This window comes from Streptomyces sp. CCM_MD2014 (genome assembly GCF_000772045.1).
Lineage (GTDB): Bacteria > Actinomycetota > Actinomycetes > Streptomycetales > Streptomycetaceae > Streptomyces > Streptomyces salinarius.
In genome coordinates, this window is sequence record NZ_CP009754.1 from 4,254,719 (window position 1) to 4,270,543 (window position 15,825).

A 15,825-nucleotide genomic window follows, 5' to 3' on the forward strand; every position below is an offset into this window, starting at 1 on the left:
CGACGGCGGCACACACAGGGGCCCGGCACCGATCGTCGCGAGATCGGTTCCGGGCCCCTGCGTGTGCCGTCGGCTGACTACTTCGGCTGCGGCTTGCGCACCGTCAGGTGCAGCTCCCTCAGGCGGGACTCGTCCAGCTCGGTCGGCGCGCCCATCATCAGGTCCTGGGCGTTGCCGTTGAGCGGGAAGGCGATGGTCTCGCGGATGTTCGGCTCGTCGGCCAGCAGCATGACGATGCGGTCGACGCCCGGGGCGATGCCACCGTGGGGCGGCGCGCCGAAGCGCAGGGCGCGCAGCATCCCGGCGAACTCGCGCTCGACGGTCTCCGCGTCGTAGCCCGCGATCTCGAAGGCCTTGAGCATGATCTCCGGCTCGTGGTTCCGGATCGCGCCGGAGGACAGCTCGACGCCGTTGCAGACGATGTCGTACTGCCAGGCCAGGATGTCCAGCGGGTCCTGGTTCTGCAGGGCGTCCATGCCGCCCTGCGGCATCGAGAACGGGTTGTGGGAGAAGTCGATCTTCCCCGTCTCCTCGTCCTTCTCGTACATGGGGAAGTCGACGATCCAGCAGAACCGGAAGACGTTCTCCTCGAAGTGCCCGGCGCGCTGGGCGGCCTCGACGCGGACCGCGCCCATGATCTTCGAGACCTCGTCGAACTCGCCCGCGCCGAAGAACACCGCGTGGCCGGGGGCCAGGGAGAGCCGCTTGGTCAGCTCCGCGACGTTGGCCTCGGTGAGGAACTTCGCGATCGGGCCGGACAGCTTGCCGTCCTCGCCGACGCGGACCCAGGCCAGGCCCTTGGCACCCTGCGAGACGGCGTAGTCGCCGAGCTGGTCGAAGAACTTGCGGGGCTGGGCGGCAACGTCCGGGACGGGCAGCGCGCGCACGTGCTTGCCGGCGAAGGCCTTGAACTCCGAGCCCTCGAAGACGTCGGTGATGTCGACCAGCTCCAGCTGGGCGCGCAGGTCGGGCTTGTCGGAGCCGTACTTCAGCATCGCCTCGCGGAAGGGGATGCGCGGGAACGGCGACGTCACCTCGCGGCCGTTGCCGAACTCCGTGAACAGCTCCGTCATGAGCTGCTCGATCGGGCGGAAGACGTCCTCCTGCTCGACGAAGCTCATCTCGACGTCGAGCTGGTAGAACTCGCCCGGCGAACGGTCGGCGCGGGCGTCCTCGTCGCGGAAGCAGGGCGCGATCTGGAAGTACCGGTCGAAGCCCGAGATCATCAGCAGCTGCTTGAACTGCTGCGGTGCCTGCGGGAGGGCGTAGAAACGGCCCGCGTGCAGGCGGGAGGGGACCACGAAGTCGCGGGCGCCCTCGGGGGAGGTGGCGGTGAGGATGGGCGTCGCCATCTCGTTGAAGCCCAGGGTCACCATCTTGTGCCGGATGGCGGAGATGACCGAGGTGCGCAGCATGATGTTGCGGTGCATGCGCTCCCGGCGCAGGTCCAGGAAGCGGTACTCCAGGCGCCGCTCCTCGTTGACCCCGTCCTCGGTGTTGATGGTGAAGGGCAGCGGCTGGGAGGCGCCGAGCAGCTCGACCTCGCCCACCTCGACCTCGACCTCGCCGGTGGGCAGGTCGGGGTTGATGTTGTCGGTGCCGCGGGAGACGACCTTGCCGTCGACCCGAACGGTCGATTCCTTGGTCAGCTTGTCCAGCGCCTCGTAGGCCGCGGTGCCCGGACGGGCGACGAGCTGCGTGATGCCGTAGTGATCGCGCAGATCGATGAAGAGGATGCCGCCCAGGTCGCGCCGATTGTGCAGCCAGCCACTCAGTCGGACGTCGGTGCCGACGTCAGAGGAGCGGAGCTCGCCGCAGGTGTGGGACCTGTACCGATGCATCGTCGTTCATCCAGCCTTCGCGGATCGGGGATGGTGTTTCGCGTTTCACGTGAAACAACCCCAGCGTACCGGGCAGCCATACCTCCCTTCCTCCCCATTGACCCGCCCCGGGACGGGTCAGGCACCGCCGCGACCGGTGGCAGCGTCCGATCACCTCTTCTTAAAGTGGGGCAATGCGTACTGGTGAGCCCCTGCCCGAGGTGGGGGACGTCCTCGCCGCCCTCGCGACCGGACTGTGGCACTGGGACACCGCCGCGGGAGAGGTCACCGTGGACGGAGAGGCCGCCCGCCTGCTCGGCCTGCCCGCCGAACCGGCGACCCTCACCGAGGCACAGGTGCGCGCCCGGCTGCACCCGGTGGACTGGAACGAGATCACGGGGGTGGTGCAGCTCGCCGTCGCCGAGGGCACCCTCGCCGAGGTCCGGATCCGGATCATGGACGAGCGCGGACATGTCGTCCGGGTCGTGCGCAGCCGCTCCAAGCCCTCCTACGACTCCGTACGCAAGGCGTACTCGCTGACCGGCACCCTCCAGGAGGTCGCCGAGCCCAGGCCGGGCACCCCCGCCGGACGCAGCGCGGTCACCGGCGAGTGGCGCCGCAGCCGGGAGGCCTTCCTGCTGGACGCGGGCCGGGCGCTGGCCGAGGCGCGGTCCACCGAGGAGGTGCTGCGCGTCGCGGCCGGACTGTCGATGCCGGGGTTCTCCCCGGACGGCCTCGCGGTGTTCGGGGTCTCGGGCGACCGGCTGACCGTCGTCGGCCACCACGGACAGCCCCAGAACGACATGAACCCGTTCATCGACATGCCGCTGGACACCGACTACCCCGCCGCCGAGGTGGTGCGCACCGGCCGCGCCGTCTACCTCTCCTCCCCCGGGCAGTACCGGCACCGCTACCCCCTCACCTGGCCCCTCGCCGAACGCTTCGGACGCCACTCCTGGGCCTTCCTCCCCCTGACGGTGGCGGGCCGCACCATGGGCGCCTGGATGGCGGCCTTCGCCTACCCGGTCGCCTTCACGCCCGACGAGCGTTCCGTGCTGACCACCGTGGCGCGGATGCTGGCCCAGGCCCTGTCCCGGGCGGGCGCCGCCGAGAATCAGCGGGAGCTGGCCGAGGGGCTGCAGCGCTCCATGCTGCCTCTGCTCGGCCCGGAGATCCCCGGCATGGACGTCGCCGCACGCTACGTCCCCACCGGCGGCGGCCTCCAGGTCGGCGGCGACTGGTACGACATGATCCCGCTGCCCGGGGGCCGCTTCGCCCTGGTGATCGGCGACGTCCAGGGGCACGACGTGCGGGCGGCCGGACTGATGGGCCAGCTGCGCATCGCCCTGCGCGCCTACGCCTCCGAGGGCCACCGCCCCGACGCGGTGCTCGCCCGCGCATCCCACTTCTTCCACGGCCTCGTCGCGTCCGAGGACGATCCCGGCGACCTGCGCTTCGCGACCTGCTACTACGCCGAGGTGGACCCCGCCACCGGCACCGTGGAGAGCGCCCGCGCGGGGCACCTGGACCCGGTGGTGCGCATGGCGGACGGCACGGCGCTGATCCTCGCCACGGCGGGCGGGCTGCCCCTAGGCATCGACCCGGACTCCGACTACCCGACGACGCGGCTCGCCCTGGAACCCGGGGACACCCTGATGCTGTGCACGGACGGCCTGGTGGAGACCGGCGGCCACGACCTGCAGAGCGGCTGGCACCGCCTGCGCGTGATCCTGGAGGAGCACACGGGCGGCCTGGAGGAGCTGGCCGACGCGCTGGTCCAGGCCGTGCACGGCCCCTCCTCGCACCACACCGTCGGCCCGCTGTCCGACCGGCGGGAGGACGACATCGCGCTGGTGCTGCTGTGCCGGCAGGGCGAGGGCTGCGGCTGCGGCGAATCCACCGCGACCCGGGCGCCGGTGCGCCGCACGATGCTGACGGTCGCGCAGGCCGATCCGGCGCGGATCGCCACCGCCCGGCAGCACCTGCGCGACCTGCTGCACGACTGGCCGGGCGAGGAGCAGCGGGACGCGGCGGTGCTGCTGCTCTCCGAGATGCTGACCAACGTCCTGGTCCACACCGACACCGACGCCCTGCTCGTCGCCGAGGTCGTGGGGGAGCCGGGCGGGCGGCGGATCCGGGTCGAGGTCACCGACAACGGCGACGACCTGCCGCACAAGCGCCGGCCGGGGGAAATGGCGTCCTCCGGACGCGGCCTGATGCTGATCGAGCTGCTGGCGGACGCCTGGGGCGTCGCCCCGCGCGGCGAGGGCAAGAGCATCTGGTTCGAGATCTACGAGTCCGCCGGCCCGGACGACGGTGCCGGCCCCGCCGTCGGCCCGGAGCCCGCCGCCGCCCCGTAACGGCCCTGGAGCTCGTGGACGATCCCGAAGGCCGCGGCGGTCAGCGGCACGGCGAGGAGCATCCCCAGGATGCCCGCCACCGAGGCGCCGGCGGTGAGCGCGAGCAGGATGACGGCCGGGTGCATCTGGACGGTACGGCTCTGGATCATCGGCTGGAGCACGTGTCCCTCCAGCACCTGCACGGCCAGCACCACGCCGAGGGCCCACAGCGCGATGACGAATCCCCGGTCGGCCAGCGCCACCAGCACGGCGACGGCACCGGAGATGAACGCGCCGAGGTAGGGGATGTAGGCGCCGACGAAGACCAGCGCCCCGAGCCCGACCGCGCCGGGCACACGCAGGATCAGCAGCCCGACGGTGATGCAGACCGCGTCGATGAGGGCGATCAGGGTGGTGCCCCGCATGAAGCCCTCGACGGCCCCGAACGCCCGCCGGGCCATGGCCTCGACCATGTCGGCGCCGCCGGGCGGGGCGATGGCGCGCACCGTGCCGACGGCCCGGTCGGAGTCGCGCAGGAAGAAGAAGACGAGCAGCAGGGCGAGGACGGCCATGGCGATCATCTCGCCGACGACGCTGATCCCGCTCACCACGCCCGATGCGGCCGTACCGCCGAACTTGCCGAGCAGGTCGCGGGCGTTGGAGGCGAGGTCGTCCAGCGAGGTCCCGGCCGCGCCGAAGTGGTCGGCGACGCCCTTCGCCGCGTGCCGGAGCGAGGCGATGATCTGGTCGCCGGTCTGGATGAGCGCGGAGACCACGATGTACACGGCCCCGCCGACCACGGCCAGCACGGCGACGCAGGTCAGCCCGGCGGCCAGCGAGCGCTGCACATGGGCCCTCACCAGCCGCCGGTGCAGCGGCCGGAGCAGGGCGGTGCCGAGCAGGGCGAGCAGCGCCGGGGTCACCGCGGTGCGGAACTCGACGCAGAGCCGGATGGCGACGTAGACGACACCGCTGGCGAGCAGGATGACGGCGCACCAGGCGGCGAACCGGCGCACCGGACCGGGGAGCAACTGCACGTCCCCACCCGATCACGCACCGGGCGGACTGTCCTGCGCGGACGGCCCGCCCGGGTGACGCGCGGTCAGGCGCCGGGGCCCGCCTCGGACATCCCGTGCACCGCCGGGACGGTGCCCAGGCGCCCCTTCTGGAAGTCCTCGAAGGCCTGCATCAGCTCGTCCTTGGTGTTCATCACGAACGGGCCGTAGTGCGCCATCGGCTCCCGGATCGGACGCCCGCCGAGCAGCACGACCTCCAGGTCCGGCGTGTGGGAGTCCTGCTTCTCGTCCGCGCGGACGGTCAGCGATCCCCCGGCGCCGAAGACGGCGGTCTGGCCCAGGTGGACCGGACGCCGCTCGGCGCCCACCGACCCGCGCCCGGCCATGACGTACGCCAGGCCGTTGAAGTCCTCCCGCCACGGCAGGGTGACCTCGGCGCCCGGCGCCAGCGTCGCGTGGACCATCGTGATCGGCGTGTGCGTGATGCCGGGACCGTCGTGCCCGTCCAGCTCACCGGCGATGACGCGCAGCAGCGCGCCGCCGTCCGGGGAGGTGAGGAGCTGGACGGAGCCGCTGCGGATGTCCTGGTACCTGGGGGCCATCATCTTGTCCTTGGCCGGCAGGTTCACCCACAGCTGGAGCCCGTGGAACAGCCCGCCGGACATGACCAGCTGCTCCGGCGGCGCCTCGATGTGGAGGAGGCCCGAGCCGGCCGTCATCCACTGGGTGTCGCCGTTGGTGATGGTGCCGCCGCCGCCGTTGGAGTCCTGGTGGTCGAAGATCCCGTCGATGATGTAGGTGACGGTCTCGAAGCCGCGGTGCGGGTGCCAGGGCGTGCCCTTGGGCTCGCCGGGCGCGTACTCCACCTCACCCATCTGGTCCATCATGATGAACGGGTCGAGATGGCGGTAGTTGATCCCGGCGAACGCGCGGCGCACCGGGAATCCCTCACCCTCGAAACCGCTGGGCGCGGTCGTGACGGTCAGCACGGGACGTGCGACGGCGTCGGCGGGCGCGGATACGCGGGGCAGCGTCAACGGGTTCTCGACGGTCACGGCGGGCATGTCGACCTCCTCGGGCGGCGTGCGCCCCACTTTAGTTGAGCGTTGAACTTCTTGCCACCTGGAACCGCAAAAGCCCGGAGGGCATTCCCTCCGGGCTCGCGGGTCACCGAGGCGCCGGTCGGCCGTCTGCGCGGCGATGGCGTCTAGCCGTACATCCGGCGCATCGCGAAATCGACCATCTGTTCGACGGCCTTCGCGTCGAACACCATCCGGTGCTCGCCCTCCATGTCCAGGACGAAGCCGTAGCCGGTCGGCAGCAGGTCGATCACCTCGGCCCCGGTGATCACGAAGTACTTCGACTCCTTGCCCGCGTACCGGCGCAGCTCCTTCAGGCCCGTGAACATCGGGATCACCGGCTGTTGGGTGTTGTGCAGCGCGAGGAAGCCGGGATTGTCGCCGCGCGGGCAGTAGACCTTCGAGGTCGCGAAGATCTGCTGGAAGTCCTCGGCCGACATCTGGCCGGTGGTGAAGGCGCGCACCGCGTCCGCGAGCGAGGGCGGGGACGGCTCGGGGTACAGCGGCGGCTGCTGCCCGTACCCGCCGCCCATCGGCTGCTGCGGGGGCGGGGCGTACTGCTGCTGCTGTTGGCCCGCGGTCTGGTCGTAGCCGTACATGCAGCACAGAGTAACGAGTAACGAGTCACAGATGGGCGGCTCGGGGTTGCTTCTTATTACCGACGGGTAGCATCATCGTAGCTACTAGTTGGTACGTGTACGGATGCGAGGAGCGAGTGCCTCGCCGATCTCTCAACGGAGCCGTCGCCATGGGGCACTACAAGCCGAATCTCCGGGACATCGAGTTCAACCTCTTCGAGGTGCTCGGCCGTGACAAGGTGTACGGCACGGGCCCGTTCGCGGAGATGGACACGGACACCGCCAAGAGCGTCCTCGAGGAGCTGACCCGCCTCTCCGAGAACGAGCTGGCCGAATCCTTCGCCGACGCCGACCGCAACCCGCCGGTCTTCGACCCGGAGACCAACACGGCCCCGGTCCCGGCCTCCTTCAAGAAGAGCTACCAGGCCTTCATGGACTCCGAGTACTGGCGGCTCGGCCTCCCCGAGGAGATCGGCGGCACCACCTCGCCGCGCTCCCTCATCTGGGCCTACGCGGAGCTGATCCTCGGCGCCAACCCGGCCGTGTGGATGTACTCCTCGGGTCCGGCGTTCGCCGGCATCCTCTTCGAGGAGGGCAACGAGGTCCAGAAGCACATCGCCAAGATCGCCGTCGAGAAGCAGTGGGGCTCGACGATGGTCCTCACCGAGCCGGACGCCGGTTCGGACGTGGGCGCCGGCCGCACCAAGGCCGTCGAGCAGGAGGACGGCTCCTGGCACATCGAGGGCGTGAAGCGCTTCATCACGTCCGGCGAGCACGACATGTCGGAGAACATCCTCCACTACGTCCTCGCCCGCCCCGAGGGCGCCGGCCCCGGCACCAAGGGCCTGTCCCTCTTCCTGGTCCCCAAGTACGAGTTCGACTTCGAGACCGGTGAGCTGGGCGAGCGCAACGGCGTCTACGCCACCAACGTCGAGCACAAGATGGGCCTGAAGGCCTCCAACACCTGCGAGATGACCTTCGGCGACCGCCACCCCGCCAAGGGCTGGCTGATCGGCGACAAGCACGACGGCATCCGCCAGATGTTCCGCATCATCGAGTTCGCCCGCATGATGGTCGGCACGAAGGCGATCTCCACCCTCTCCACGGGCTACCTCAACGCCCTGGAGTACGCCAAGGAGCGCGTCCAGGGCCCCGACCTGGCCAACTTCATGGACAAGACCGCCCCCAAGGTCACCATCACGCACCACCCGGACGTGCGCCGCTCGCTGATGACGCAGAAGGCGTACGCCGAGGGCATGCGCGCGCTGGTGATGTACACCGCCTCGATCCAGGACGAGATCCAGGTCAAGGAGGCGAACGGCGAGGACGCCTCGGCCGAGCACGCGCTCAACGACCTGCTCCTGCCGGTCGTCAAGGGCTACGGCTCGGAGAAGGCCTACGAGCAGCTCGCCCAGTCCCTGCAGACCTTCGGCGGCTCCGGCTTCCTGCAGGAGTACCCGATCGAGCAGTACATCCGCGACGCCAAGATCGACACCCTGTACGAGGGCACCACGGCGATCCAGGGCCAGGACTACTTCTTCCGGAAGATCGTCCGCAACCAGGGTGCCGCGCTGAACTCGCTCGCCGAGGACATCAAGAAGTTCCTGGCGCTGGCCACCGGCGGCGAGGAGCTGTCCGGCGCCCGCGAGCACCTGGCCAAGGCCGCCGTCGAGCTGGAGGCCATCGTCGGCCTGATGCTCACCGACCTCGCGGCCACCGAGCAGGACGTCAAGAACATCTACAAGGTGGGCCTCAACACCACCCGCCTGCTCCAGGCCTCCGGCGACGTGGTCGTCGGCTACCTGCTCCTCAAGGGCGCCGCCGTCGCCGCCGAGAAGCTGCCGACCGCGTCCGCCAAGGACAAGGCCTTCTACACCGGCAAGATCGCCGCGGCCAAGTTCTTCGCGGCCAACGTCCTGCCCGGCCTCACCCTGGCCCGCAAGGTCGCCCAGGGCGTCGAGCTGGACCTGATGGAGCTGGACGAGGCCGCCTTCTAGGACCGGTCTTCCCGGACCGGCCTCTCAGGACCGGCCCGGCCCCCCTCCACCAATTCCACACACACCGACGAGGGCCCGCTCCCGCTCCACGGGAAGCGGGCCCCCGTACGTCGTTAAGGTGAACCCATGAGCGCACCCTCCCGCTTCGACCGCGGCCACACCGACGACCTGATGACCTTCCTGTCGGCGAGCCCGACCCCGTACCACGCCGTGGCGAGTGCCGCCGAGCGCCTGGAGAAGGCCGGCTTCCGCCAGGTCTCGGAGACCGACGCCTGGGAGGGGACGGCCGGCGGCAAGTACGTGCTGCGCGGCGGTGCGATCGTCGCCTGGTACGTCCCGGAGGGCGCCGCCGCCCACACCCCCTTCCGCATCGTCGGCGCCCACACCGACTCCCCCAACCTGCGCGTCAAGCCCCGCCCGGACAGCGGGGCGCACGGCTGGCGCCAGGTCGCCGTGGAGATCTACGGCGGCCCGCTGATGAACTCCTGGCTCGACCGCGACCTGGGCCTGGCCGGCCGCCTCACGCTGCGCGACGGCTCCACCCGCCTGGTCAACGTCGACCGTCCGCTGCTCCGCGTCCCGCAGCTCGCCATCCACATGGACCGCAACGTCACCGCGGACGGCCTCAAGCTCGACAAGCAGCGCCACCTCCAGCCCGTCTGGGGCCTGGACGACACCGTGCGCGACGGCGACCTGATCGCCTTCCTGGAGGACGAGGCGGGCCTCGCCCCCGGCGAGGTCACCGGCTGGGACCTGATGACGCACTCCGTGGAACCCCCGGCGTACCTGGGCCGCGACCGGGAGCTGCTGGCGGGCCCGCGGATGGACAACCTGCTGTCCGTGCACGCCGGTACGGCCGCCCTGGCCGCGGTCGCGACCTCCGGAGCCGACCTGCCGTACATCCCCGTCCTGGCCGCCTTCGACCACGAGGAGACCGGCTCCCAGTCGGACACCGGCGCCGACGGACCGCTGCTCGGCAGCGTGCTGGAGCGCTCGGTGTTCGCCCGCGGCGGCTCCTACGAGGACCGCGCCCGTGCCTTCGCCGGCACGGTCTGCCTGTCCTCCGACACGGGCCACGCCGTCCACCCCAACTACGCGGAGCGGCACGACCCGACGCACCACCCGCGCGTCAACGGCGGCCCGATCCTCAAGGTCAACGTCAACAACCGCTACGCCACCGACGGTTCGGGCCGCGCGGTGTTCGCCGCGGCCTGCGAGAAGGCGGACATCCCCTTCCAGACCTTCGTCTCCAACAACTCCATGCCGTGCGGCACCACCATCGGCCCGATCACCGCGGCCCGGCACGGCATCAGCACCGTCGACATCGGCGTGGCCATCCTGTCGATGCACAGCGCACGGGAGTTGTGCGGCGCCGACGACCCGTACCTGCTGGCCAACGCGCTGGTGGCCTTCCTCCAGCCGTAGGACCCACCGCGCAACAGGCGTCCACGGCATGAGGGTTGAGACCCGGGGTACCCGCACGGAACCGGATCGGCCGGAAACCCGGAACCGACCGGATCTGACAGGGAGGCAACACTCATGGGCCTCGGCGGGTGCATCATCCTCATCGCCGTGGGAGCCATCCTCACGTTCGCGACCGACTGGGACATGCAGGGCGTCAACCTCGACCTGGTCGGTGTGATCTTCATGGTCGTCGGCCTGATCGGCGTCGCGACGTTCAGCAGCATCGCCCGGCGCCGCCGCGTCGTGATGCCACCGACGACCCCGGTCGTCGAGGAACGGCCCCACCACCACACGCAGGACGGCTACCAGAACGGCTACGGCTCCTGACCCGGCCGGGTCCGGCACTCAGCCTGTCGGCCTACCGGCCGCGTTCCGCGGCGCCCGGCGGGGAAGCGGTCAGAGCATGAGATTCCTCGTGTACGACCGGCTCCTCGGCATCGGCGACGACTACTGGATCGAGGACGACCGGGGCAACAAGGTCTTCCTCGTCGACGGCAAGGCGCTGCGGCTGCGGGACACCTGGGAGCTGAAGGACGCCCAGGGACGTGTCCTCGTCGACATCCACCAGAAGATGTTCGCCCTGCGCGACACCATGGTGATCGAGCGGGACGGCGAGCCCCTGGCCCGCCTCAAGCGGAAACGTCTCTCCCTGCTGCGCAACCACTACCGGGTCACCCTGGCCGACGGCACCGAACTGGACGTCAGCGGCAAGATCCTCGACCGGGAGTTCGCCATCGAGTACGACGGCGAACTCCTGGCCGTCGTCTCCCGGCGCTGGCTGACCCTCCGGGACACCTACGGCGTGGACGTCGTACGGGACGACGCGGACCCGGCGCTGCTGATCGCCCTGACGGTGTGCGTGATCCACCTGGCGGAGAAGGAGCGGGAGGACGACTGAGGGGCCCGCTCGGCCCCGGCACGGCGCCGGTGCTCCTCAGGCCGTCCGGCGGACGGCGCGGCCGAGGAGCAGGGGCACGGCCAGGTGGTGGACCGGTGCGGCCAGGGACCACAGCACCCGGCCGGTCCGGCGCTCGTAGTGCGCGTACGTCGCCCAGAGCAGCCGCGCGTCGTCGACGGTCACGACGTTGCGCACGGTCAGCGACGGCGCGCGGGCCTCCAGGGCGACCCTGCCCGGCCCCGTCTCCAGCACGCGCCAGCCCACCACGTGCCGCCGCGAGGAGCGCGGTCCCAGCCGCAGCCCCAGCACGCCCGCCCAGCCCGCACGGATCAGCTCGCGCAGGACCACCGGAACGTCCTCGTAGCTGGCGCGCACCCATTCCTCGGGCGCGAGCCGGGGAAGTCCGGCGGCCGGAAGTTCGAACGCCGTAGCGAAGTGGGCGTCGACGGGGTCCACCCGGACGCGACGAATCGCGCGGGAACCGGTGCGTCTCATACCCGTAATCCTGGGCCGCGCCCCCGAGGGGTCAAACGCGCCGCGTCACACGGCGTGCTCCGCGCGCGGCGGCTCCAGCCCCAGCACCCGGTCCTTCAGGGCCGGGAACTGCTCCCGGGTCCGCGCCACCTTCGCCGGGTCGAAGTCCACCGTGAGGACCTCCTCGCCGGCACCGGCCTCCGCAAGCACCTCGCCCCAGGGATCCACCACGATCGAGTGACCGGCCTGCGGAACTCCGGCGTGCGTCCCGGCCGTTCCGCAGGCGAGGACGAACGCCTGGTTCTCGACCGCCCGCGCCTGGGCCAGGAGCGTCCAGTGGGACCGGCGGCGCTCCGGCCAGCCCGCCGGGACGACGAGGACCTCGGCGCCGGCGTCGACGAGGGCGCGGAAGAGCTCGGGGAAGCGCAGGTCGTAGCAGGTCGCCACACCCAGGGTGGTGGCGTCCGGCACCCGGACCGTCACCGGCTCGCGTCCCGCGCCCATCAGCACGGCCTCGCCCTTGTCGAAGCCGAAGCGGTGGATCTTGCGGTAGGAGGCGGCCAGGTCGCCGACGGGGGAGAAGACGAGAGAGGTGTTGTAGAGCCGCCCGTCCGCGTCGCGCTCGGGGACCGACCCCGCGTGCAGCCACACGCCCGCGTCGCCCGCCGCCTCGGCCATCGCCTCGTACGTCGGGCCCCGCAGCGGCTCGGCCGCCGCGTCGAACTCCTCGAAGGCGAACGCGCCCGTGGTCCACAGCTCCGGCAGCACGACGAGGTCGGCACCGGCCTGCTCCCTCACCAGGGCCGCCGCCCGGAGGCGACGCGCTTCGACCGTTTCGTCCTCGTTCACGGCGATTTGAATCAGAGAGGCGCGCACACTACCACCGTCCTGGCATTCGAGCCGTCCACACGGGCCTACGATCGTCACACGAAAGCACTGCCGGGGTGCCGCACAGCAGCGTAACTTAGCCTCTCAAGACACCCGCCGACTGCCGCCGCCGCCACTGGCACCGCCGCCGCCAACCGCCCGTGTACCGACCGCCGAGGGGTCCCGTTTCCGTGAGTCTGCATCCCACCCTCCAGCCCTACGCCGACGCCTGGACTCACTCCATCGAGGCGATATCCGAGCTGGTCCAGCCGCTTGTGGAGGCAGAGTGGAACCGCCGGACCCCCTGCCCGGCGTGGTCGGTGCGCGACGTCGTCTCGCACGTCCTCGGCCTGGACTCCGAGATGCTCGGCGACCCCCGCCCCATCCACACGCTGCCGCGCGACCTCTTCCACGTCACGGGCGACCACCAGCGCTACATGGAGATGCAGGTCGACGTCCGCCGCCACCACACGGCGCCGGAGATGACGGCCGAGCTGGAATACATGATCATCCGGCGCAACCGCCAGCTGCGGAACGACTCCCGGGACCCGGGCACGAAGGTGCGCGGCCCGCTCGGCACCGAACTGACCCTCGAGGAGTCGATGCGCCGCCACGCCTTCGACGTGTGGGTGCACGAGCAGGACCTGCGCACGGCCCTCGGCCGCCCCGGCAACCTCGACTCCCCCGGCGCGCACGTCACCCGTGACGTGCTGCTCGACGCACTGCCCGCCGTCGTCGCCGACCGGGCGGACGCGCCGCGCAGTTCGGCCGTCGTCTTCGACGTCCACGGACCGGTCGAGTTCCTGCGCACCGTCCGCGTCGACATCCAGGGCCGCGGCACCCTCGAATCGTCCCCGGCCCTGGGCCCCGCCGCGGCCCTCACCCTCGACTGGGAGACGTACGTCCGCCTGGCCTGCGGCCGCGTCTCCCTGGAGGCGGCGAGGGACCGCGTCAAGACGGAGGGCGACCCGGACCTGGCGGAGGCGATCCTGCGGAACTTCACCGTCACCCCTTAGCTGCGGGCAGTCGTGCCGCTGGGGCGGCACGGGTGGGCGCTGGGGGGGGACCTCCCAGGCCGTTCAGGCACCGGGGGAGGCACCCCGCGACGCCGGGCTGCGCACCCACCCCCGCCCGCCCGCACGCCGGATGCCTACACCGGCACGTGCACCGTCTCCACCCTGCTCGCAACCAACCGCTCCCGCTCCCGCAGCGCGGCCCGCTTGCGCAACCGCAGGATCTGCGACAGCCCCACCGCCTGGAGCACGAACACGGAAGAGAAGGCAACCGTGTAGTCGTCCCCCGTCGCGTCCAGCAGCACCCCCACCGCGAACAACGTGGTCATCGACGCCACGAAGCCCCCCATGTTCGTGATCCCGGACGCCGTCCCCTGCCGCTCCGGCGGATTCGCCGGCCGCGCGAAGTCGAAGCCGATCATCGAGGCCGGCCCGCACGCTCCCAGCACCGTGCACAACACCACGAGCAGCCACATCGGCGCGTGCTCGGCCGGGTAGGCCAGCGTCGCCGCCCACAGCGCGGCCGTCGCGCCCACCGTGCCGAGGGCCAGCGGCAGCCGCGCCGCGTGGTGCCGGGCGATGATCTGGCCGTAGACCAGGCCGACGGCCATGTTGGACAGCACGACGAGGGTGAGCAGCGTGCCGGCCGTGGCCCGGGACAGGCCCTGCGCCTCGACCAGGAACGGCATCCCCCACAGCAGCAGGAACACCATCGCCGGGAACTGGGTGGTGAAGTGCACCCAGAGCCCCAGCCGTGTTCCCGGCTCACGCCAGGACAGGGCGATCTGCCGCCGTACGTACGCGGCCCCCTGGTGCGGCAGCGGCTCCGGCTCGTGCCCCTCGGGGTGGTCCTTGAGGAAGAGGAGCAGCAGGACGAAGACGACGACACCCGCCAGCGCGCTGCCCGCGAACGCCGCCGTCCAGCCGATGCCGTGCAGCAGCCGGGCCAGGACGAGGGTGGAGACCAGGTTGCCCGCCATGCCGACCAGACCGGCCAGCTGGGCGACCAACGGCCCGCGCCGGGCCGGGAACCAGCGGGTGCCCAGCCGCAGCACGCTGATGAACGTCATCGCGTCCCCGCAGCCCAGCAGCGCCCGCGAGGCCAGCGCCATGCCGTACGAGGGGGAGAAGGCGAAGCCCAGCTGCCCCGCCGTGAAGAGCACGACGCCGAGGCCCAGCACCTTCTTGGTGCCGAGCCGGTCGACGAGCAGGCCGACGGGTATCTGCATGCCGGCGTAGACCAGCAGCTGGAGGATGGAGAAGGTGGACAGCGCCGAGGCGTTGACGTGGAAGCGGTCGGCGGCGTCGAGGCCGGCGACCCCGAGGGACGTGCGGAAGATGACGGCGACGAAATAGACGGACACGCCGATGCCCCACACGGCGATCGCACGCCGCCCGCCCGGGGGGTCACCGGGCAGGGCCCGGCCGGCCGAGGTGGCCGTACTCATCGGACCTCCCCCCGGGCCAGGTTCGAGAACCAGCCCACGTGCCGGGCCACCACGCCGACGGCCGCGTCCGCGTCCCCGGCGCGCAGCGCGTCGAGGATCTCCCCGTGCTCGGCGAGGGTGTGGGCGATCCGGTCGGGGTGGGAGTGCATGACGGCGACGCCCATGCGCAGTTGGCGGTCGCGGAGCTGGTCGTAGAGGCGGGAGAGGATCTCGTTGCCGCCGCTGCGGACGATCTCGGCGTGGAAGCAGCGGTCGGTGACGGAGGCGGCCGCGAAGTCACCGGCCGCCGCCTGCTCCTTCTGCCGGGCGAGCAGCTCCTCCAGCCGTTCGAGAAGCCCCGGCGGTGCGGGTACGGCCTTCCTGGCCGCGTGCTCCTCGACCAGCAGCCGGGTCTCCACCACGTCCGCGATCTCCTGCGCGGAGACGGGCAGGACCAGGGCGCCCTTCTTGGGGTAGAGCCGGATCAGCCCCTCGACCTCCAGCCGCAGCAGCGCCTCGCGCACCGGGGTGCGGGAGACGCCGACGGCCTCGGCCAGCTCGCCCTCGGTGAGCAGCGTCCCGCCCTCGTAGCGGCGCTCGAGGACGCCCTGTTTGACGTGGGTGTAGACGCGGTCCGCCGCGGGGGGCTGCTTCACTGCCGTGGTCATGCCGACAGGATAGATACAACAGGGACACAAGAGGGATCCGTTCCAGCATCCGGACGCCGACCCGTCCCCCTCACCCCTCGGAGGGAACCCGGCACCTCCCCTCCGCCCCGCCGTGCAACCATCCACCCCCTTCGGGTGTCGCACTGACGCGGCCACAGCTCCACCGACCACAACTCGGCCGCTTT

General features: G+C 71.3%; 14 protein-coding genes. 6 read left to right on the top strand and 8 right to left on the bottom strand.

The annotated features are described in order from the left end of the window. Positions 1-77: 77 nt before the first annotated feature. Positions 78-1,841 (bottom strand): aspartate--tRNA ligase, encoded by a 1,764-nt coding sequence (gene aspS, locus NI25_RS18705; protein WP_061443535.1) that lies wholly within the window; start codon positions 1,839-1,841, stop codon positions 78-80. Positions 1,842-2,014: 173 nt separating this feature from the next. Between aspS and NI25_RS18710 the strand changes: the two genes are divergently transcribed. Next, the gene (locus NI25_RS18710) at positions 2,015-4,180 is read left to right on the top strand and encodes a SpoIIE family protein phosphatase (protein ID WP_061443536.1); all 2,166 of its coding nucleotides are present in this window, start codon (positions 2,015-2,017) and stop codon (positions 4,178-4,180) included. Here the strand turns inward: NI25_RS18710 and NI25_RS18715 are convergent. From NI25_RS18715 to NI25_RS18725, 3 genes are all read right to left on the bottom strand, one after another. Further along, positions 4,111-5,196, bottom strand: coding sequence for an AI-2E family transporter (locus NI25_RS18715; protein WP_061443537.1), 1,086 nt, complete (start codon positions 5,194-5,196; stop codon positions 4,111-4,113). The genes NI25_RS18710 and NI25_RS18715 overlap by 70 nt on opposite strands. A 65-nt stretch (positions 5,197-5,261) precedes the next feature. After that, positions 5,262-6,239 (bottom strand): pirin family protein, encoded by a 978-nt coding sequence (locus NI25_RS18720; protein WP_061446984.1) that lies wholly within the window; start codon positions 6,237-6,239, stop codon positions 5,262-5,264. A 143-nt stretch (positions 6,240-6,382) separates the two neighbouring features. Further along, entirely contained in the window at positions 6,383-6,853 is a 471-nt protein-coding gene (locus tag NI25_RS18725; protein WP_003975142.1) for an SseB family protein, read from the bottom strand. A gap of 149 nt (positions 6,854-7,002) precedes the next feature. Between NI25_RS18725 and NI25_RS18730 the strand changes: the two genes are divergently transcribed. From NI25_RS18730 to NI25_RS18745, 4 genes are all read left to right on the top strand, one after another. Beyond that, positions 7,003-8,829 carry an acyl-CoA dehydrogenase gene (locus NI25_RS18730; protein ID WP_061443538.1) on the top strand — a complete coding sequence of 609 codons (1,827 nt, stop codon included), beginning with the start codon at positions 7,003-7,005 and terminating at the stop codon, positions 8,827-8,829. Between the two features lie 126 nt (positions 8,830-8,955). After that, positions 8,956-10,254: a M18 family aminopeptidase gene (locus tag NI25_RS18735; RefSeq protein WP_061443539.1), complete on the top strand. Its 1,299-nt coding sequence runs from the start codon at positions 8,956-8,958 to the stop codon at positions 10,252-10,254. 114 nt (positions 10,255-10,368) lie between these two features. Beyond that, complete coding sequence (locus tag NI25_RS18740; RefSeq protein WP_061443540.1) at positions 10,369-10,620, top strand: DUF6458 family protein; 252 nt, start codon at positions 10,369-10,371, stop codon at positions 10,618-10,620. Between the two features lie 76 nt (positions 10,621-10,696). Then, a complete protein-coding gene (locus tag NI25_RS18745; protein ID WP_061443541.1) occupies positions 10,697-11,191 on the top strand; it encodes an LURP-one-related/scramblase family protein in 495 nt (164 codons plus the stop codon). A gap of 36 nt (positions 11,192-11,227) precedes the next feature. Here NI25_RS18745 and NI25_RS18750 read toward each other — a convergent pair whose 3' ends face one another. Together NI25_RS18750 and NI25_RS18755 are read right to left on the bottom strand one after the other, a co-directional pair. Beyond that, on the bottom strand, positions 11,228-11,686 hold the full coding sequence (locus NI25_RS18750) for a DUF2867 domain-containing protein (RefSeq protein WP_061443542.1): 459 nt from the start codon (positions 11,684-11,686) through the stop codon (positions 11,228-11,230). 45 nt (positions 11,687-11,731) lie between these two features. Then, the gene (locus NI25_RS18755; RefSeq protein ID WP_061443543.1) at positions 11,732-12,541 is read right to left on the bottom strand and encodes a carbon-nitrogen family hydrolase; all 810 of its coding nucleotides are present in this window, start codon (positions 12,539-12,541) and stop codon (positions 11,732-11,734) included. A gap of 182 nt (positions 12,542-12,723) precedes the next feature. On the opposite strand from NI25_RS18755, the gene NI25_RS18760 reads away from it, so the two are divergent. Beyond that, complete coding sequence (locus NI25_RS18760; protein WP_061443544.1) at positions 12,724-13,548, top strand: maleylpyruvate isomerase family mycothiol-dependent enzyme; 825 nt, start codon at positions 12,724-12,726, stop codon at positions 13,546-13,548. A gap of 134 nt (positions 13,549-13,682) precedes the next feature. On the opposite strand, the gene NI25_RS18765 is transcribed toward NI25_RS18760, so the two are convergent. Further along, the gene (locus tag NI25_RS18765; RefSeq protein WP_061443545.1) at positions 13,683-14,993 is read right to left on the bottom strand and encodes an MFS transporter; all 1,311 of its coding nucleotides are present in this window, start codon (positions 14,991-14,993) and stop codon (positions 13,683-13,685) included. Beyond that, entirely contained in the window at positions 14,990-15,640 is a 651-nt protein-coding gene (locus NI25_RS18770; protein WP_061443546.1) for a GntR family transcriptional regulator, read from the bottom strand. Before NI25_RS18770 ends, NI25_RS18765 begins: the two co-directional genes overlap by 4 nt. Between the last annotated feature and the right edge of the window lie 185 nt (positions 15,641-15,825).